This is a genomic window from Kitasatospora sp. NPDC058032 (genome assembly GCF_042885845.1).
In the GTDB taxonomy this organism is placed as follows: domain Bacteria; phylum Actinomycetota; class Actinomycetes; order Streptomycetales; family Streptomycetaceae; genus Kitasatospora.
The window spans coordinates 16152-34341 of sequence record NZ_JBHVRK010000032.1 but is presented as its reverse complement, the minus strand read 5'-3'; the positions used below and the strand labels follow the sequence as shown (position 1 = coordinate 34341).

The following is an 18190-nucleotide window of genomic DNA, read 5'->3' as shown; positions in this document are numbered from 1 at the left end:
CCCGGCACCACCGTCCCAGGAAGGGCCTCCGTGACCGAGCAGAACCCCTACGGCGCCCCGCCGCCGCCCGGCGGCCAGCCCCCGTACGGCGGGCAGCCCTATGGCGGGCAGCCCTACCCCGGCCCGCCCGCGCCGCCGCAGACCCCGCCGCCCTACGGCGCCGTCCCGCCGCAGCCCGGCCCGCCCGGTGCGCCGGGCCAGCCGCTGCCGCCCGGCTACGCCCCGTACGGCGCGTTCCCCGCGCCGGCTCCGCCGCGCCGCTCCCGGCGCACCCTCGGCATCCTCGTCGGCGTCTTCGTGCTCGTGCTGGCCCTCATCGGCGGCGCGGTCGCGTACTTCGTCTTCGACGTCACCTCCAACGCCGGGACCCAGAAGATCGTCCTGCCGGCCGCCTTCAACGGCCTCACCAAGGACGAGAACAACGCGGTCGCCCGGCAGATGGAGGAGGGCATCACCACCGAGCTCGGCAAGGGCGACGGCTCCTGGAACCCGACCGGCGTCAGCGCCGTCTACCAGGACTCCGCCGAGGACCCCAAGCTCGTGGTGCTCGGCGCCTACGGCAAGGTGCTCGCCCCGAAGACCGAGCTCAACGCCATGTTCAAGGGTCTCCAGTCGGACGGCACCACGGTCAGCGACCGGCACGCCGTCGACCCGGGCCCCAAGGGCGGCAGCATGGACTGCGGCGTGGCCTCCCAGGACGGCACCGACCTGGGCGTCTGCGCCTGGGCCGACTCCAGCAGCCTGGTCCTGGCGATGGCCCCGCCGTCGGAGGAGGGCGGCCGCCCCGACCTCGACAAGCTCGCCGCGGACACCCGCGCCCTGCGCGCCGCCGCCGAGGTCCCGAAGTAGGCCCGCACACGCCCGAGGGCCCCGGTACCGCCCGTGGAGGCGGTACCGGGGCCCTCGTCGTTTCCGGGCGGGACCCGTCGGGCGTCAGGCGCTCTTCTCGCGCCGCTCCCGCTTGATCATGTCGCGCGGCACCAGGGTCGGGATGGCGTGCTTGGAGACGACGTCCCCGGTCACCACCACGCGGGCGACGTCCTGGCGCGAGGGCACCTCGTACATCACGGACATCAGCACCTCCTCCATGATGGCCCGCAAGCCGCGCGCGCCGGTGCCGCGCAGGATCGCCTGGTCGGCGATCGCCTCCAGCGCGTCCCGGGAGAACTCCAGCTCCACACCGTCCAGTTCGAAGAGCTTGCGGTACTGCTTGACCAGCGCGTTCTTCGGCTCGGTGAGGATCTGCAGCAGCGCCTCGCGGTCCAGGTTGTGCACGCTGGTGATCACCGGGAGGCGGCCGATGAACTCCGGGATCATGCCGAACTTGACCAGGTCCTCCGGCATCACCTGACGGAAGTGGTCGCTGGCGTCCAGCTCCCGCTTGGAACGGATGTTCGCGCCGAAGCCGATGCCCTTGGCACCCGCCCGGCCCTCGATGATCCGCTCCAGGCCGGCGAAGGCGCCGCCCACGATGAACAGCACGTTGGTGGTGTCGATCTGGATGAACTCCTGGTGCGGGTGCTTGCGCCCGCCCTGCGGCGGCACCGAGGCGGTGGTGCCCTCCAGGATCTTCAGCAGCGCCTGCTGCACGCCCTCGCCGGAGACATCGCGGGTGATCGACGGGTTCTCGCTCTTGCGCGCGACCTTGTCGATCTCGTCGATGTAGATGATCCCGGTCTCGGCCTTCTTGACGTCGTAGTCGGCCGCCTGGATCAGCTTGAGCAGGATGTTCTCGACGTCCTCGCCGACGTAGCCGGCCTCGGTGAGCGCGGTGGCGTCGGCGATCGCGAACGGCACGTTCAGCATCCGGGCCAGGGTCTGCGCCAGCAGCGTCTTGCCGGAGCCGGTCGGGCCGAGCAGCAGGATGTTGGACTTCGCCAGCTCGATGGCGTCCTCGCGGCCGTTGCCGCCGCTGCGGCCGGCCTCACCGGCCTGGACCCGCTTGTAGTGGTTGTAGACGGCCACCGACAGGGCCTTCTTGGCGAGGTCCTGGCCGACCACGTACTGGTCCAGGAACTCGTAGATCTCGCGGGGCTTCGGGAGCTCCTCGAAGCGCACCTCGGAGGTCTCGGCGAGCTCCTCCTCGATGATCTCGTTGCACAGGTCGATGCACTCGTCGCAGATGTACACGCCTGGGCCGGCGATCAGCTTCTTCACCTGCTTCTGCGACTTGCCGCAGAACGAGCACTTGAGCAGGTCGCCACCGTCTCCGATGCGTGCCACGAGGTGCTTCCCCTTCGCCAGGGGCCCCGCGGGAGTTCCGGGGCCTGGTGCTGTGGACCGTCGACGCCGACGGCGATCGGTCTCGCTATCCGACGGTACTCTGCCGAGCCGCCGATTCCGCCCTCTTCGCCGGGTCTGCCCTACGCCCTGGGCGAATTGATACCGAACAGATGCCGTCGGAGCAGCCCCCGGCCCCCTCCCGCCCGCGAGGACGGGCCGGGAGGGAGTGCCGGCCTCAGGAGGTCAGCGAGGCCTTGCGGGTCGAGATCACCAGGTCGACCAGACCGTACTCGACGGCCTCCTCGGCCGTGAGGATCTTGTCGCGCTCGATGTCGTCGCGGACCTGCTCGACCGACTTGTTGGAGTGCTTGGACAGCATCTCCTCCAGCTGCTCGCGCATCCGGAAGATCTCCTTGGCCTGGATCTCCAGGTCGGAGACCTGGCCGCGGCCGGTCTCGGTGTACGGCTGGTGGATCAGGATGCGGGCGTTCGGCAGCGCCATCCGCTTGCCGGGGGTGCCGGCCGCCAGCAGCACGGCCGCCGCCGAGGCCGCCTGGCCCATGCAGACGGTGGTGATGTCCGGCTTGACGTACTGCATGGTGTCGTAGATGGCCGTCAGGGCCGTGAACGAGCCGCCGGGCGAGTTGATGTACATCTGGATCTCGCGGTCCGGGTCCATCGACTCCAGGCACAGCAGCTGCGCCATGATGTCGTTCGCGGAGACGTCGTCCACCTGCGAGCCGAGGAAGATGATGCGCTCCTCGAACAGCTTGGCGTACGGGTCGTACTCACGGATGCCCTGCGAGGTGCGCTCGACGAAGCGCGGGACGATGTAGCGGCCCTCGGCCCGCATGTCCTCGACGCGGGCCTTGGCGGCCGACAGGCTGGGGATGTTCATGGGTGTTCTGGTCCTCCGGAGCGTTGTGGCTGTGGTCTCGTGGGCCCGGGCCGGGGCTCAGGCGCCGGTGCCGCCGCCGCCGGGGACGTCCGCGGCGCTGTGCATGATCGCGTCGATCAGGCCGTAGTCCAGGGCCTCCTCCGGCGTGAACCAGCGGTCGCGGTCGGAGTCCTGGGTGATCTGCTCGAAGGACTGGCCGCTGTGGAACGCGATCAGCTCGGACATCCGCTTCTTGGTGCGCAGCAGCTGCTCGGCCTGGATCCGGATGTCGGTGGCCGAGCCGCCGAGGCCGGCGGAGGGCTGGTGCATGAGGATGTTGGCGTTCGGGAGCGAGAAGCGCTTGCCCTTGGCACCGGCGGTCAGCAGGAACTGGCCCATCGAGGCCGCCATGCCCATCGCGATCGTGACGACGTCGTTCTTGATGTACTGCATGGTGTCGTAGATCGCCATGCCGGCCGAGATCGAGCCGCCCGGGGAGTTGATGTAGAGGAAGATGTCCTTGTCCGGGTCCGCGGCCAGCAGCAGCAGCTGGGCGGTGATCTTGTTCGCGATGTCGTCGTCGACCTGCTGGCCGAGGAAGATGATCCGCTCGTTGAGCAGCCGGTTGTAGACCTGGTCGCCGAGGCCGCCCAGCACGTCACCAGCGGCGGCGTGCGGCGCCATCGGGCCGGGCATCTGCATCTGCGGGTACGTCACTTAGCCACCTGCTCAGTCGATTTGGACGGTCGCTCCACGGCCGTCACGATGTCGCACAGCTTCCGGGTATCACGTCGTGATTGTTGCTGTCCATGGACCCTAACGCGCAGGCCCGGCCGCTGAATCCCTCACGCAGAACTGTTCGCTGTGAGCGCAGGGTTCGCGGCCCCGGCGGGCCGGGCCCCGGGAACGGCGCGGGCCCGGACGCCGTACGGCGTCCGGGCCCGCGCTCACGCCTCGGGCGAGCGAGGCGACCGCGGCGGTCAGGCCTCGGTCTTCTCCTCGGCCTCGGCCTCGGCGGCCGGGGCCTTGACGGTCTCGGCCGACTCGTCGGCCTCGTCGTCGTCGAAGTTGATCTCGTTGCCCTCGGTGTCGACGACCTTGGCGGCCTCGACCACGGTGGCCAGCGCCTTGCCGCGGGCGACCTCGCCGACCAGCAGCGGCACCTGGCCACCCTGGACGACCTGCTGGGCGAACTGGTCCGGGGTCAGGCCCGAACCGGCGGCACGGCGGATGAGGTGCTCGGTCAGCTCCTCCTGGGAGACGTTGAGCTCCTCGTCGGCGACGATCTGGTCCAGGACGAACTGGGTCTTGATGCCCTTCTTCGCCTGCTCCTCGGTCTCCGCGAGGTACTCCTCCTCCGACTTGCCCTGGGTCTCCAGGTAGCTCGCCAGGTTGAGGCCCATCGGCTCCAGCTGGTGGTGCTCGAGGTTGTGCTTGCGGGTCTCGATCTCGTCCTTGAGGAGCTTCTCCGGGAACTCGATCTCGACCAGGCCGAGCAGCGCGTCCAGCACCTTCTCCTGGGCCTGGGTGGCCTGGTCGTACTCCTTCATGCGCTCCAGGCGCTTGCGGGAGTCGGCCTTCAGGTCCTCCAGGGTGTCGAACTCGCTGGCCAGCTGGGCGAACTCGTCGTCCAGCTCGGGCAGCTCCTTCTCCTGGACGGCGGTGACCTTGACGGTGACCTCGGAGGACTTGCCGGCCTGGGTGCCACCCTTGAGCTCGGTGGTGAAGGTGGCGGTGCCACCGGCCTCCAGGCCGACGACGGCCTCGTCGATGCCGTCGATCAGACGGCCCGAGCCGATCTCGTAGCTGACGCCGGCGGCGGTGCCGTCCTCCGGCACCTCGCCGTCGACCTTGGCCTCGAGGTCGACGACCACGATGTCGCCGGCGGCGGCGGCGCGCTCGACGTCCTTGACCGAGGAGAAGCGCTCGCGCAGCTGCTCCAGGGACTTGGCGATGTCCTCGTCGGAGACCGCGATCGGGTCGACGGTGACCTCGATGGTCGAGAAGTCCGGAAGGGTGATCTCCGGGCGGACGTCGACCTCGGCGGTGAACTTCAGGTCACCGCCGTCGGCGATCTTCTCGACACCCTCGATGTTGGTGATGTCGGGCTGGCCGAGGACCTCGATCTTGCCCTCGTCGACGGCCTGCGTGTAGAAGCGCGGCAGGGCGTCGTTGACGGCCTCCTCCAGCACGGCACCACGGCCGAAGCGCTGGTCGATGACCCGGTTCGGGATCTTGCCCTTGCGGAAGCCCGGGACCGAGACCTGCTGGTTGATCTTCTTGTACGCCGCGTCGAGGCTGGGCTTGAGCTCCTCGAAGGGCACCTCGACGGTGAGTCGAACCCGGGTCGGGTTCAGAGTCTCGACGGCGCTCTTCACGGTTAGGTCTCCTATGGGCTTGCGGTCAGGTTGCCTGCGCCCTCCCCGGACGCCGGCCTGGGCCGGTTTCCAGCGGGTCGGGCGAGACGGGCGATGGGCGGTTGGAGCTGCATCTCCCGTGGGGGGTGGACGGTGAGCGTGACTCCTCGCCCTCGTGCGGTTGACCTGGGTGGACGCCACAGGGACTACCGCCAGCGCCCCATCCTACCGGTACCACGAAAGGCGGACGCCAGGACGCCGCCGTCCGGGCCCGTTCAGGCCCTCCCGGCGGCCTTCCGGGCCGGTCCGGACGGACCCTCGGCGGCGGAGCCGGACGGCACCGCGCCCTCCGTCCCGGCCGCGGCGTCCCCGGCCCCGGTACCCCCGGAAACCGGGCCCGGGCGCATGGTCGCGGCGGCGTCGGCATCCCGCACCCGCAGCGCGATCACGGCCGCGAGCAGTGCCAGCCCGGCCGCGGTCAGGAAGGCGGCGCGGTAGGCCGTGAGGTTCGCCACGGGCGTACCCGAGGCGTCCGCGGCGAACGGTCCGACGGCGGTCAGCACGGTGCCCAGCACGGCCACGCCGAGCGCCGAGCCGAGCTGGCGCTGGGCGTTGTAGAGGGTGGAGGCGGCGCCGGTGGAGGCCACCGGGATCGTCGCGAAGGCCGCGGTCTGGCTCGGCATGAAGACGTGCGCCATGGCGAACCCGCAGACGAAGAGCAGCGCGCGCACCGCCCACAGGTTGCTGTCCGGCCCGATCGTGGCCATCACCGCCAGTGCGGCGGCCACCACGGTGGCGCCCGCGGCGAGCAGCCGGCGCGGGCCGAACCTCGGGTAGAGCCGGCCCGCGATCTGCGAGGCGAGCATCACGCCGAGCGCCTCGGGGAAGATCATCAGACCGCTGTGCAGGGCGTCCATGCCGAGGGCGTCCTGCATCAGCAGCGGGAACAGGTAGAGCATGCCGAGGAAGGCCGCGCCGGAGAAGAGCGAGAGCAGATTGGTGGTGCGGAAGATCCGGTCCCGGAAGAGCCGCAGGTCGAGCATCGGCTCGGGGCGGCGCAGCTCGACGGCGACCAGCGCGGCGAGGGCGAGCACGCCGCCGAGCGCCGCGGCGAGGATCCGCGCGCTCCCCCATCCCTCGGACGCGCCCTCGGAGAGCGCGTACATCGCCGCGCCGAAGCCCGCCGCGGAGAGCAGGAAGCCGGCCGCGTCGAAGCGCCCGGCGCGCTCGGCGCGGTAGTCCGGCAGGAAGAGCAGGCCGAAGACCAGCGCGGCGAGGCCGACCGGCAGGTTGACGATGAAGACCCAGTGCCAGGACCAGCCGTCCACCAGCCAGCCGCCGAGCACCGGCCCGGCGGCCGGGGCGACCGCGGTGGGCAGCATCAGCACCCGGGTCGCCCGCATCCGCTCCTCCTGCGGGAAGGCGTGGAAGAGCATGGTCATCCCGACCGGGGTGAGCAGACCGCCGGCCGCGCCCTGGAGGATCCGGGCGAGGGTGAGGGCGGTCAGCGAGCCGGCCACCCCGCACAGCAGCGAGGCGAGGGTGAACAGGGCGAGCGAGGCCAGGAACACCCGGCGGGTGCCGAGGCGGTCGCCGAGCCAGCCGGAGAGCGGCACGAAGACCGCCAGGCTGACCAGGTAGCCGACGTTGATCACGCCGACCCCGGCGGGGTCGGTGCCGAAGTCGCGGCCGATCGCGGGCAGCGCCACGTTGACGATCGTGGTGTCCATGATCGACATGAACAGCGCGGCGACGAAGACGACGCCGACCGCGGCCTTGGGGTTCATCCGCGGCCGACGCGGTGCTCGCGCCGGGCTCGTCGCACTCATCGGGGCTCCAGGTTCGGTGAAAAATCAACTACCCACCATGCCGGACCGGCCCCGGAAACGACAACAGGGCCCCGCCCTGGGCGAGACCCTGCGCACGGTCGGGGTGACCGGATTCGAACCGACGGCCTTCCGCTCCCAAAGCGGACGCGCTACCAAACTGCGCCACACCCCGTGGTGCCGAGAGGAAGCGTACACGCCGGGCCCTGCCGGATCGGCGAGATATTCCGAGGCCCTCACCGGGAACGGGTGTGCACGCAGCCGACCGGACCAGGTACGCTGTTCCCGACCTTCCGTCCGGTGACGGCCGGGGGATCGCGCGGGCGTAGCTCAATGGTAGAGCCCTAGTCTTCCAAACTAGTCACGCGAGTTCGATTCTCGTCGCCCGCTCCGCAGGACGAACGGCCCCGGAGGATGCATCGCATCCCCGGGGCCGTTCGCGTTCCCGACGGCGGGTCAGCCGGCCCCGCGGCCACAGGTCCCGCGGTCACAGGCCCCGCAGTCACAGACCCAGCCGGGCGGCCCGGGCCGCGGCCCGCTCCAGCAGTCGGTGGACGTCGGCCTGCCGGGTGGCGGGCCGGTCGTTGAACTCGTCCGGGGAGCGCACCGGGCGGCCGGTGGCGTGCAGCACCTCCATCAGCTGGACCCGGGCGGTGCGTACGGTGGCCGGGGTGCCGAACCCGTGGGCGAGCACCGCCGCCTGGGCGCCGAGCAGGCAGACCCGGCCGGCCGCGTCCCACATCGCCCCCTGCAGCCAGCCGTGCGCGGCGATGTAACGGGAGGCCAGCCCGAGGTGCTCGGCGGCGGTGACCGGGGCGGGGCGGGCGGGGCGGCGCAGCGCCCGGTCGAGCAGGGTGGCCCGGGGCAGCGGGTGGCCGGCGTGCCAGGGCTGCGCAACCGAGCCGTAGCGGCAGACGGGGTGGGGCGCCGGGGTGCGCGCGGGCGCGGGCAGCGAGGCCAGGTACGCCTCGATCTCGGCGACCAGCCCGGAGGCGTCCGGGGTGAGCAGCAGGGCGGTCACCGGGACGGGCGGCAGGACGGTGCGGGGCATGCGGGCTCTCCAGGCAGCGGTGGTGGTGTTCGCTACCCAAAATGGTGCATTCCCGTCATTTCGGCGACCGGAGCGCCACGCCCGCCCCACCCGGCCCGAACGGTTTCCCGGGGGGCCTCCGGGCCGATAGCCTCGGCGGCGTTCGAGAGCAGTTCGAGAACAGTTCGATGGCCGATGGCGTTCGAGTCGATTCGAAGCCGTGAGCGGAGGAGTCCCCGTGCGCCCGCAGGACCGACTGGCCGTCATTCAGCGCTGCGTGGTCCGGGAGATGGCGCGGTTCGGACAGGAGTTCACCGTCGACGGCGAGGTGGTGCGCGGTCCGGGGACGGTCGCGGTGGCCGTCCGGGAGCACCCCGGCGGCGAGGGCGCCGGGCACGTGGACCTCGGCTGGGCGCTGGAGCTCGGCCGGGCGGACGCGCCGGTGGTGTGGGACTGCACGGCCGGCCTCGGCAAGACCGAGGAGGAGAAGCTCGACAACGCGGTGCGGATGTGGGCGACCACCACGGCGGCCGCGCTGGTCGAGCCGGCCGGGGGCGGCGGTGCGCACGCCGACCACGCCGACCACCCCGAACTGCCCGGCTGGCACGCCGTCCAGGGGCCGGCGGCGGTCTTCGGGTTCGGCAACGATCGGCTGGCGGCCTGGCTGGCCGGGAACCGGGTGGTGCCGGCGCTGGCGCCCTCGCTGCTGCCGGCACTGACCGGGGCGGGCGAGCGGCGCCCGCACGGCGTGAAGCTGTTCCTCGGCGGGCGGTCGGGGGACGACGTGGCCGAGGTCAGGGTCGACGGCGAGGTGAACGAGGCCGCGTCGGCGGCGCTGCGCGCGCTGGACTGGCCGCGCGGCGAGCGGCTGTGCTGGGCACGGCTGTTCGTCCTGCTGACGGCGCGCGAGGAGCCGTCCGCGCCGGTGACCGCACCGGCCGGCGCCGGCGGGGTCGTGGCGGCCCGGCCGGCGGCCGTGGCGGCGGCGCGCCCGCGGGGCCTGTTCGCCCGGTGGCGGCAGGCGAGGCGCGCCGACCGGTGACGGGGCGCCGGCCGCGGTGGGCCGGCGGTCCGGGGGTCAGCTGGCGATGTTCGAGATGGACTTGGCGATCTGGCTCAGGAAGTCCTGGATCGGCTTGGCGGCCGTGCTCTGGTTGAGCATGAAGCCGAACAGGGCGGCCAGGATGAAGTGCCCGACCTTGAGCTGCTTCTGGCGGATGAAGATGAAGCAGATGATGCCGAACAGGACCAGCGCGGAGACGGAGAGTGCCACCCGGACTCACTTCCTCGTTTCATAGCGGGGCGCCACCGGCTGACGACCCCTGTGAAGCCGGACCCCGGCCTGTCCGACGGTCCCGAGGCGGAACGGCAGATCGTCCGGCACGTCGAGGCCGGAGGGGTGGCCGCCCGCTACGACCGCACGGTGTTCGTCGTGCCGCATGTGACGCCCCCCATCCCCCGAATCCTGAACAGTCCCGCCCGGACTCAGTGTGGTCGACCGTGCCGATTGCGTAAAGGTCTGACAGTCGGTCGAACGCCGATATCCTGCGATGCGAGACGAGTTTCCGCCGACCGAGACGATAGCCGAGACATCCTGACGAATGCTCGGCGGGGCGCCGCTGAGCGGCCGGGAAACGTTCGGCGGGCCGGACCGGAACCGGCAGGTCCGCTCTGCTTCCGGGGTACCGGAATTGGCTGAAGATCAGCTCCGGGGCTTGACAGCAGCTGCCGTCGGCACGTGCCGCCGCCGAGGGGCCGCGGGAGGCCCGTCGTGCGGGGCGCCACCAGCCGGTTCCGCACCGCGCCGGGCCCGTTGCGCACGGCTCAGTCGCGCCAGAACAGCAGGACCGCGCGGTCGTCGTTGATGTCCCTGGCGACCGTCTCGATCAGCCGGGAGGCCGCGCCGCCGCCGGCACCGGCGCCCGGCACCAGCCGGTCCGCCTCGCCCATCAGCCGGTCCATGCCCTCCGAGAGGTCCCGGCCGGGCGCTTCGACCATGCCGTCGGTGCACAGCAGCAGGACGTCGCCGCGGTTCAGCCGCCCCCGCACGCCCTCGAACTTGGCGCCGTCGTAGATGCCGAGCGCCGGGCCCTCCAGCGCCTCCTTGACCTCCCAGCGGCCGGCGCCCGCCAGCCGCTGCATGCCGGGCAGGTGCCCGGCCGAGAGCAGCTCGTACTCGCCGGTGTCCAGGTCGAGCACCAGGTGCACGGCGGTCGCGAAGCCCTCCTCCCAGGACTGCCGCAGCAGGTAGCCGTTGGCGGCCGGCAGGAAGTCGTGCGCGGGCAGCGAGCCCAGCAGGCCGCCGAACGCGCCGGAGAGCAGCAGCGCCCGCGAGCCGGCGTCCATGCCCTTGCCGGAGACGTCCGCGAGGACCACCTCCAGCACCCGACGGCCGGGGCCGGTGCGGTCGGCGACCACGAAGTCGCCCGAGAAGGACTGCCCGCCGGCCGGGCGCAGCGCCATGTCGGCGTGCCAGCCGTCCGGCAGCCGGGGCACCCGGCTCTGCACCCGCAGCCGCTCGCGCAGGTCGAAGAGCATCGTCGAGCCGCCCCACCAGGGCACGCCGACCCGGCTGCGGAACTGGGCCAGCAGCAGGCCGCCGACCCCGGCGGCGCCGACCACCAGGGCGGCGCCCGGGGTGACCCCGTAGGTGTAGGCCTCCGGGTGGTCGCTGGCCACCCGCTGGCCGGTGTGGATGACGGACTCGGCGGACAGGCCGAGCGCGGCCAACGCGTACAGCACCACCAGCGAGCCGGGGCGCAGCAGCAGGGCCGCCGCCAGGATCGGCAGGACCAGCGCGGTCGGCGGGGCCCAGGCGGGCCACCAGACGTTGAGCAGGATCAGCAGCGGGACCAGAAGGGCGAGCGCGCAGAGCACCGGCCAGTCGGCGGCGCCGCCGCGGAACCAGTCGACCGCGGCGGTGCGCAGCCTTCGGCGGACCCGGCGGAGCCTCTTGCGCAACCGGGCCGTCACGGGGTCGGACGCCGGAGCGGCGCCGGGCCTCGTCGCAGTCGTCTGGGGCGGTGTGCCCGGCGCTCTGCCAGCCATGGGGACCGACCATATCCAGCGGTCGCGGTCGGCGTCGACGGCCAGGGTGGGTGCGGTGGTGCGGTGGCGCGGGCGCGTCAGCGGGTTTCGGCCGATTGCGGCGGGCGGCGTCCGGGGTGTCAGGAGGCGTGCGGGCGCGGGGCGTACGAACCGACCGGACGGCGCACGCCCCGTCGCGCGGGCGGTCGGGCGCGGCGTGCGCCGGGGTGCGCGCTGTGGCCGATCACACAGCGATCGCACAGCCGCCGGGAGGAGCCGGGACGGGCGGGAGGGTCAGCCCTCCTGCTGCGGGTGGTGGGCCGGGATCGGCGGGAGCTCGCCGGTGGTCTCGTACACGCTGAGCATGTCGATCCGGCGGGTGTGCCGCTCGTCGCCGCTGTACGGGGTGTTGAGGAAGACCTCCACGAACTTCGTGGCCTCCTCCTCGGTGTGCATCCGGCCGCCGATGGAGATCACGTTGGCGTTGTTGTGCTCGCGGCCGAGCGCGGCGGTCTGCTCGCTCCAGGCCAGCGCGGCGCGGACGCCCTTGACCTTGTTGGCGGCGATCGCCTCGCCGTTGCCCGAACCGCCGATCACGATGCCCAGCGACTGCGGGTCGGAGGCGGTGCGCTCGGCGGCCCGCAGGCAGAACGGCGGATAGTCGTCGAGGGCGTCGTAGATGTGCGGCCCGCAGTCGACCGGCTCGTGGCCGGCCTCCTTGAGCCACTCCACGAGGTGGTTCTTCAGTTCGTATCCGGCATGGTCGGAGCCCAGGTACACGCGCATGCCCATGAGTGTGGCATGCGCGTGGACCCGGGCTCCGCAGGGGGCGACGCCTTCGGCAGGTCGGGACCGGGCCGGAGCGCCGCGAAGGGAACGGGGGGAGGTCCTCAGCGGCGGCCGAGGAGCTTCCAGGCGAGCGGGAGGGCGCCGGCGGCGAGGGCGGCCTTCAGGGCGTCGCCGACCAGGTACGGGTAGAGGCCGAGCTCGGCGGCGCGGGCCATCGGGACGTCGAGGGCGAAGGCCAGGTAGGGCACGCCGACGGCGTAGATGGCGAGGCTGCCGAGGACCATCGCGGCGGCGGTGCGCACCGGCGAGCGGTCGGCGCCGCGCCGGGCCAGCGCGCCGACCAGGCCGGCGGCCAGCACGAAGCCGATGGTGTAGCCGAAGGAGGGCATCGACCAGCCGGAGGAGCCCTCGGCGAACCACGGCACGCCCGCCATGCCGGCCAGCAGGTAGAGGCCGAGCGAGGCGACGCCCCGGCGGCTGCCGAGCGCGGTGCCGACCAGCAGGGCGGCGAAGGTCTGGCCGGTGACCGGCACCGGGGAGCCGGGGACGTTCACCGACAGCTGGGCGGCCAGGCCGGTGAGCGCGGCGCCGCCGGCGACCAGGGCGAGGTCGCGCGCCTGGCCGCCGAGGCGGCTGCCGGCGGCGGGCAGCAGGTCGGCGAGGACGGCGCGGCTCGGAACGGGGGTGCTGGCGGTGGCCATCGGGCTTCTCCTCGGCACGGTGGGGATCCGGACGATCGAAGGATCAGCGGATCAAGTGAGTGATCACTCTGAACCTACGCGGCGATCACGCCGAACACCGTCAGGGATCCGGACAAACCCCCGGCCGGACTCCTTGTCGGGTCCCGACCCACCGGGGCGACGGAGCGTGAGCATCCGGGGTCCGAATGTCACGATGGGGTCCGCATGCTGGTCCCGAACCGGACATTCTTGGCATGCCCAGTCGTGTCACCGGATATTGGACAGCTCGCACCGCATGTCGAACAGTCTGGATCCACCTCCCATGGCCCCCACCTCCGCGCCCCCCGCGCCCGGGACCACCGCAACCGAGTCCGCTCCCCCGGCCGGCGGGCAGCAGCTCTCGCACGGACTCAAGCAGCGCCACCTCTCGATGATCGCGCTCGGCGGCGTCATCGGCGCCGGCCTGTTCGTCGGCTCCGGCGCGGGCATCGCGGCGGCCGGGCCCGCCATCATCCTGGCCTTCGTGCTCTCCGGCCTGCTGGTCATGCTGATCATGCGGATGCTCGGCGAGATGTCGGCGGCCCGCCCGGCCTCCGGCTCCTTCTCGGTGCACGCCGAGAAGGAGATCGGCCCCTGGGCCGGGATCACCGCCGGCTGGATGTACTGGGTGATGCTCTGCTGCGGCGTCGCCGCCGAGGCCACCGCCGCCGGCAAGATCGTCAACGGCTGGATCCCCGGCGTCTCCGCCTGGGTCTGGGTCGCCCTGTTCATGGTGTTCTTCTGCGCCAGCAACCTCACCGCGGTGAAGAACTTCGGCGAGTTCGAGTTCTGGTTCGCCGCCGTCAAGGTCGCCGCGATCATCGCCTTCCTGGTGCTGGGCGGGCTCGGCATCGCCGGCGTGCTCGGCCCCGGCGCCCCCGGCACCGCCAACCTCACCGGCCAGGGCGGCTTCCTGCCCACCGGCGTCAGCGGACTGATCGTCGGCCTGCTCGCCTCCGTCTTCGCCTACGGCGGCCTGGAGACCGTCACCATCGCCGCCGCCGAGTCCGAGGACCCCCGGCGCAACGTCGCCAGGGCCGTGCGCACCGCCGTCTGGCGGATCGCGATCTTCTACATCGGCTCGATGGCGCTGGTCGTCACCCTGGTCTCCTGGAAGGACCCGGCGGTCGTCGCCGACGGCCCCTACGTCACCGTGCTGCGCCACCTCGGGGTGCCCGGCGCCGGGACGATCATGCAGTTCGTGGTGCTGATCGCGCTGCTGTCCGCGATGAACGCCAACATCTACGGCGCCTCCCGGATGGCCTACTCGCTGGTCGGCCGCGGCCAGGGCCCGCGCGCCCTCGCCAAGGTCGGCGGCGGGGTGCCCCGGCGGGCGGTGCTGGCCTCCTGCCTGTTCGGCTTCGCCGCCGTCCTGGCCGCCAAGTTCTGGCCCGCCACCGTCTTCACCTGGCTGATGAACACCACCGGCGTCGCCATCCTGGTCGTCTGGCTGTTCATCTGCGTCGTCCAGCTGCGGATGCGCCGCCGGCTGGAGCGCGAGGCGCCCGAGCTGCTCACCGTGCGGATGTGGGGCTTCCCCTACCTGACCTGGGTCGCGATGGCCGCCGTCGCCGGCATCCTCGCCCTGATGACCACCACCGAGGGCAACCGGCAGCAGTTGTACGCGGCCGGCGTGCTGGTCGTCCTGCTCACCGCCGCCGGCCTGCTCAAGCAGCGCCGGGACGCCGTCCGCGGCTGACCCGGGGCGCGACGCGCGGGAGGGGCCCGGTACCGCGTGGTACCGGGCCCCTCCCGCGCGAGCGGCCGCTCGACGGCCTACTCGAAGGACGGGCTCGCGGTACGGGTCCGCTTGATCTCGTAGAAGCCCGGCGTGGAGGCGACCAGCAGGGTGCCGTCCCACAGCCGCGCCGCGGCCTCGCCGCGCGGGATCGGCGTCACCACCGGGCCGAAGAACGCGACCCGCTCGCCGTCCGCGCCCTCGACCGCGATCACCGGGGTGCCGACGTCCTCGCCGACCAGGGTGATGCCCTCCTTGTGCGACAGGCGCAGCGCCTCGTCGTACGCGTCGGTGCCGGCCGCCTCCGCCAGCTCCACCGGAAGCCCGGCCGCGGCCAGCGCCGCCTCGATCGTCTCCCGGTTCTGCGGCAGGCCCTGGTTGTGGAAACGGGTGCCCAGCTCGGTGTAGAGCCGGCCCAGCACCTGGTCGCCGTGCTGCTTCGCGGCCGCGATGCACACCCGTACCGCGCCCCAGGCGTTGTCCAGCAGGTCCCGGTACTGCGGCGGGAGGTCCCGGCCCTCGTTCAGCACCGACAGGCTCATCACGTGCCAGTTCACGTCCACCGGGCGCAGCTGCTGGACCTCGATCAGCCAGCGGGACGTCATCCAGGCCCACGGACAGGCCGGGTCGAACCAGAAGTCGGCGGTCTTGCGCTCGGCGGCGCCGGCGGCACCAGCGGAGTTCGTCACGGCTGTCGTCCTTCGAAGTCGTCCGGGAAGAAGATCGGAGAAGTGCGCGTCGGAGACCGTGCGGCCGTGGCGGACCGCGCCCCCCAGAGCGCCAACGCCCGGCCCCCGCCACTGATTCCGGCCCGCCCGCCCGAGTTGTGCAATGGTACCGGCGCGGGGGGCGTGAAAGGATGCCCCCGCAGCACCACAGCGCGCCGCACCACCGCACCAGCGAAGACCGCACGACCGTGCGAGCCGGACAAAGGAGTACCGCCGTGCCGGGCAAGAACCTGAGCCGCGACGAAGCCCAGCAGCGGGCCAGCATCCTCACCGTGGACGGCTACCACGTCCGGCTGGACGTGACCTCGGCCCCCGACCCCGCGGCCGCCACCTTCCGCTCCACCACGACCATCGCCTTCCGCTGCGCCGAACCGGGCGCGTCGACCTTCGTCGACCTGCTCGCCCCGGCCGTACGCGCCGTCACCCTCAACGGCCGCGCCCTGGACCCGGCCGCCGCCTACGACGGCGCCCGGGTGCACGTCGACGGCCTCGCCGCCGAGAACGTGCTCACCGTCGAGGCCGACTGCGCCTACAGCCGCACCGGCGAGGGCCTGCACCGCTTCACCGACCCGGTCGACGGCGAGACCTACCTCTACACCCACTACGAGCCGGCCGACGCCCGCCGGGTCTTCGCCACCTTCGAACAGCCCGACCTGAAGGCCCCGTTCACCTTCACCGTCACCGCGCCGGCCGCCTGGGACGTGTGGTCCAACGCCCCGCACGTGAGCGTCACCGCCGAGACCGTCACCGCCGAGGACGGCGCCCCCGAGGACGGCGCCCGCACCTGGGAGTTCGCGCCGACCAAGCCGATCTCCACCTACCTCACCGCCGTCGTCGCCGGCCCGTACCACGTCGCCCGCGACCACTACAGCCGTACCCTCGACGACGGCACCGTGCTGGACATCCCGCTCTCCGCGATGTGCCGCAGGTCGCTCGCCCCGTACTTCGACGCCGACGAGATCCTCGGTGTCACCAAGCTCGGACTCGACTTCTTCCACGAGCGGTTCGGCTACCCGTACCCCTTCGGCAAGTACGACCAGGCGTTCGTCCCCGAGTACAACATCGGCGCCATGGAGAACCCCGGCTGCGTCACCTTCCGTGAGGAGTTCATCTTCCGCTCGAAGGTCACCGACGCCGCCTACGAGGCCCGCGCCAACGTCGTCCTGCACGAGATGGCGCACATGTGGTTCGGCGACCTGGTCACCATGCGCTGGTGGGACGACCTGTGGCTGAAGGAGTCCTTCGCCGACTTCATGGGCTCCTACGGCCTGGTCGGCGCCGGCACCCGCTACCGCTCCGCCTGGGTCACCTTCGCCAACCAGCGCAAGGCCTGGGCCTACCGGCAGGACCAGTTCCCCACCACCCACCCGATCACCGCGGACATCCGGGACCTGGAGGACGCCAAGCTCAACTTCGACGGCATCACCTACGCCAAGGGCGCCTCGGTGCTCAAGCAGCTGGTGGCCTACGTCGGGGCGGAGGCCTTCTTCGAGGGCGCCCGCCGCTACTTCCAGCGGCACGCCTTCGGCAACACCGAACTCGCCGACCTGCTGGACGTCCTGGAGGAGACCAGCGGCCGCGACCTCAAGTCCTGGGCCGCCGCCTGGCTGCAGACCGCCGGCGTCAACACCCTCACCCCGCAGCTGACCGCCGACGCCGAGGGCCGGATCACCGAGCTCGCCGTCCTCCAGGACGGCGGCGTGCTGCGCCCGCACCGGATCGCGGTCGGCCTCTACGACCGGGACGACGACGGCGCGCTGGTGCGCACCGGCCGCTTCGAACTGGACGTCACCGGCGCCCGCACCACCGTCGCCGAGGCGGTCGGCCGCCCGCGCCCCGCACTCGTCCTGCTCAACGACGACGACCTGACGTACTGCAAGATCCGCTTCGACGAGGAGTCGCTGGAGACCCTGCGCGCCGGCCTCGGCGACATCAAGGACGACCTGGCCCGCGCGCTGGCCTGGTCCGCCGTCTGGAACCTCACCCGGGACGCCCTGATGCCGGCCCGCGACTACGTCGCGCTGGTGCTGCGGTTCGCCGGCCGGGAGGCCAACATCGGCGTCCTGCAGTCGCTGCACACCCAGGCCAAGGGCGCCGTCGACCTCTACGCCGACCCGGCCTGGCGCGGCGAGGGCGGCCGGCTGCTCGCCGACGGAGCGCTGCACGAGCTGCGCGCCGCCGCCCCCGGCAGCGACCACCAGCTGGCCTGGGCCCGCTTCCTGGCGCAGACCGCCAACGGCTCCGAGCACCTCGGCCTGGTCCGCGGCCTGCTGGCCGGCACCGCCCGGATCGACGGCCTGGAGGTCGACCAGGAGCTGCGCTGGGCGCTGTGGCTGGCGCTGGCCGCGGCCGGCCAGGCCACCGAGGAGGAGCTGACCGGGGAGCTCACCGCCGACAACACCGCGAGCGGACGCCGCCAGCACACCCAGTGCCTGGCCGCCCGGCCCACCCCGGAGGCCAAGGCCGCCGCCTGGTCGGCCGTGATCGACTCCGACGAGCTGCCCAACGCGCTGGTCGAGGCCAACATCGCCGGCTTCGCGGTGCCCGCGCACCGCGATCTGACCGCGCTCTACGCCGCGCCCTACTTCAAGCTGCTGGAGCGGGTCTGGGCCGAGCGGACCATCGAGATCGCGATGCGCATCGTCGGCGGCTTCTTCCCGCAGGCGCAGGTGGACGAGGCCACGCTGGCCGAGGCGGACGCCTGGCTGACCGGGCACCCGGCCGCGGCGCCCGCGCTGCGCCGGCTGGTGCTGGAGCGCCGGGACGACCTGGCCCGCGCGCTGCGGGCGCAGGCCTGCGACCGCGTCTGAGCGGACGGACGGGAGGGCCCGCCGCGACGAGCGTCGCGGCGGGCCCTCCCGTTCTCATGTCCGGGT

Annotated in this window: 15 protein-coding genes and 2 tRNA genes; 5 read left to right on the top strand and 12 right to left on the bottom strand. The window is 72.5% G+C overall.

What is annotated here, in order from left to right; all coding sequences use genetic code 11:
• Positions 1-30 precede the first annotated feature (30 nt).
• Positions 31-849: a hypothetical protein gene (locus ACFVUH_RS32880; RefSeq protein WP_387917143.1), complete on the top strand. Its 819-nt coding sequence runs from the start codon at positions 31-33 to the stop codon at positions 847-849.
• 84 nt (positions 850-933) lie between these two features.
• Here the strand turns inward: ACFVUH_RS32880 and clpX are convergent, their stop codons facing one another.
• The 6 genes from clpX to ACFVUH_RS32850 all read right to left on the bottom strand — a co-directional run bounded on the left by clpX (position 934) and on the right by ACFVUH_RS32850 (position 7458).
• Positions 934-2223 (bottom strand): ATP-dependent Clp protease ATP-binding subunit ClpX, encoded by a 1290-nt coding sequence (clpX, locus tag ACFVUH_RS32875; protein ID WP_030309676.1) that lies wholly within the window; start codon positions 2221-2223, stop codon positions 934-936.
• 235 nt (positions 2224-2458) lie between these two features.
• Positions 2459-3121: an ATP-dependent Clp protease proteolytic subunit gene (locus ACFVUH_RS32870; protein ID WP_344344462.1), complete on the bottom strand. Its 663-nt coding sequence runs from the start codon at positions 3119-3121 to the stop codon at positions 2459-2461.
• A 57-nt stretch (positions 3122-3178) separates the two neighbouring features.
• Positions 3179-3796, bottom strand: a complete 618-nt coding sequence (locus ACFVUH_RS32865; protein WP_045941987.1) for an ATP-dependent Clp protease proteolytic subunit — start codon at positions 3794-3796, stop codon at positions 3179-3181.
• A 284-nt stretch (positions 3797-4080) separates the two neighbouring features.
• Complete coding sequence (tig, locus tag ACFVUH_RS32860) at positions 4081-5478, bottom strand: trigger factor (protein WP_387917141.1); 1398 nt, start codon at positions 5476-5478, stop codon at positions 4081-4083.
• A gap of 254 nt (positions 5479-5732) precedes the next feature.
• Positions 5733-7286 carry an MDR family MFS transporter gene (locus ACFVUH_RS32855; protein WP_387917139.1) on the bottom strand — a complete coding sequence of 518 codons (1554 nt, stop codon included), beginning with the start codon at positions 7284-7286 and terminating at the stop codon, positions 5733-5735.
• Positions 7287-7384: 98 nt separating this feature from the next.
• Positions 7385-7458: transfer RNA gene (locus ACFVUH_RS32850), tRNA-Pro, on the bottom strand.
• 144 nt (positions 7459-7602) lie between these two features.
• Between ACFVUH_RS32850 and ACFVUH_RS32845 the strand changes: the two genes are divergently transcribed.
• Positions 7603-7673, top strand: a tRNA-Gly gene (locus ACFVUH_RS32845).
• A gap of 112 nt (positions 7674-7785) precedes the next feature.
• Here the strand turns inward: ACFVUH_RS32845 and ACFVUH_RS32840 are convergent.
• Positions 7786-8334: a hypothetical protein gene (locus tag ACFVUH_RS32840; protein ID WP_355372336.1), complete on the bottom strand. Its 549-nt coding sequence runs from the start codon at positions 8332-8334 to the stop codon at positions 7786-7788.
• A 217-nt stretch (positions 8335-8551) separates the two neighbouring features.
• On the opposite strand from ACFVUH_RS32840, the gene ACFVUH_RS32835 reads away from it, so the two are divergent.
• Entirely contained in the window at positions 8552-9355 is an 804-nt protein-coding gene (locus ACFVUH_RS32835; protein ID WP_387917138.1) for a DUF6348 family protein, read from the top strand.
• A 36-nt stretch (positions 9356-9391) separates the two neighbouring features.
• Here the strand turns inward: ACFVUH_RS32835 and ACFVUH_RS32830 are convergent, their stop codons facing one another.
• The 4 genes from ACFVUH_RS32830 to ACFVUH_RS32815 all read right to left on the bottom strand — a co-directional run bounded on the left by ACFVUH_RS32830 (position 9392) and on the right by ACFVUH_RS32815 (position 12830).
• A complete protein-coding gene (locus ACFVUH_RS32830; protein WP_355372342.1) occupies positions 9392-9586 on the bottom strand; it encodes a hypothetical protein in 195 nt (64 codons plus the stop codon).
• 551 nt (positions 9587-10137) lie between these two features.
• On the bottom strand, positions 10138-11274 hold the full coding sequence (locus tag ACFVUH_RS32825; RefSeq protein ID WP_380689232.1) for a PP2C family protein-serine/threonine phosphatase: 1137 nt from the start codon (positions 11272-11274) through the stop codon (positions 10138-10140).
• A gap of 360 nt (positions 11275-11634) precedes the next feature.
• Positions 11635-12126, bottom strand: coding sequence for a ribose-5-phosphate isomerase (locus tag ACFVUH_RS32820; protein ID WP_355375987.1), 492 nt, complete (start codon positions 12124-12126; stop codon positions 11635-11637).
• Positions 12127-12230: 104 nt separating this feature from the next.
• Positions 12231-12830, bottom strand: a complete 600-nt coding sequence (locus ACFVUH_RS32815) for a biotin transporter BioY (protein WP_387917136.1) — start codon at positions 12828-12830, stop codon at positions 12231-12233.
• A 301-nt stretch (positions 12831-13131) separates the two neighbouring features.
• Here ACFVUH_RS32815 and ACFVUH_RS32810 point away from each other — a divergent pair, with 301 nt between their 5' ends.
• Complete coding sequence (locus ACFVUH_RS32810) at positions 13132-14547, top strand: amino acid permease (protein ID WP_387917134.1); 1416 nt, start codon at positions 13132-13134, stop codon at positions 14545-14547.
• Positions 14548-14624: 77 nt separating this feature from the next.
• On the opposite strand, the gene ACFVUH_RS32805 is transcribed toward ACFVUH_RS32810, so the two are convergent.
• Positions 14625-15275, bottom strand: a complete 651-nt coding sequence (locus ACFVUH_RS32805) for a DsbA family protein (protein WP_355375992.1) — start codon at positions 15273-15275, stop codon at positions 14625-14627.
• Positions 15276-15529: 254 nt separating this feature from the next.
• Here ACFVUH_RS32805 and pepN point away from each other — a divergent pair, with 254 nt between their 5' ends.
• Positions 15530-18124, top strand: a complete 2595-nt coding sequence (gene pepN / locus ACFVUH_RS32800; protein ID WP_387917133.1) for an aminopeptidase N — start codon at positions 15530-15532, stop codon at positions 18122-18124.
• Positions 18125-18190: the final 66 nt, after the last annotated feature.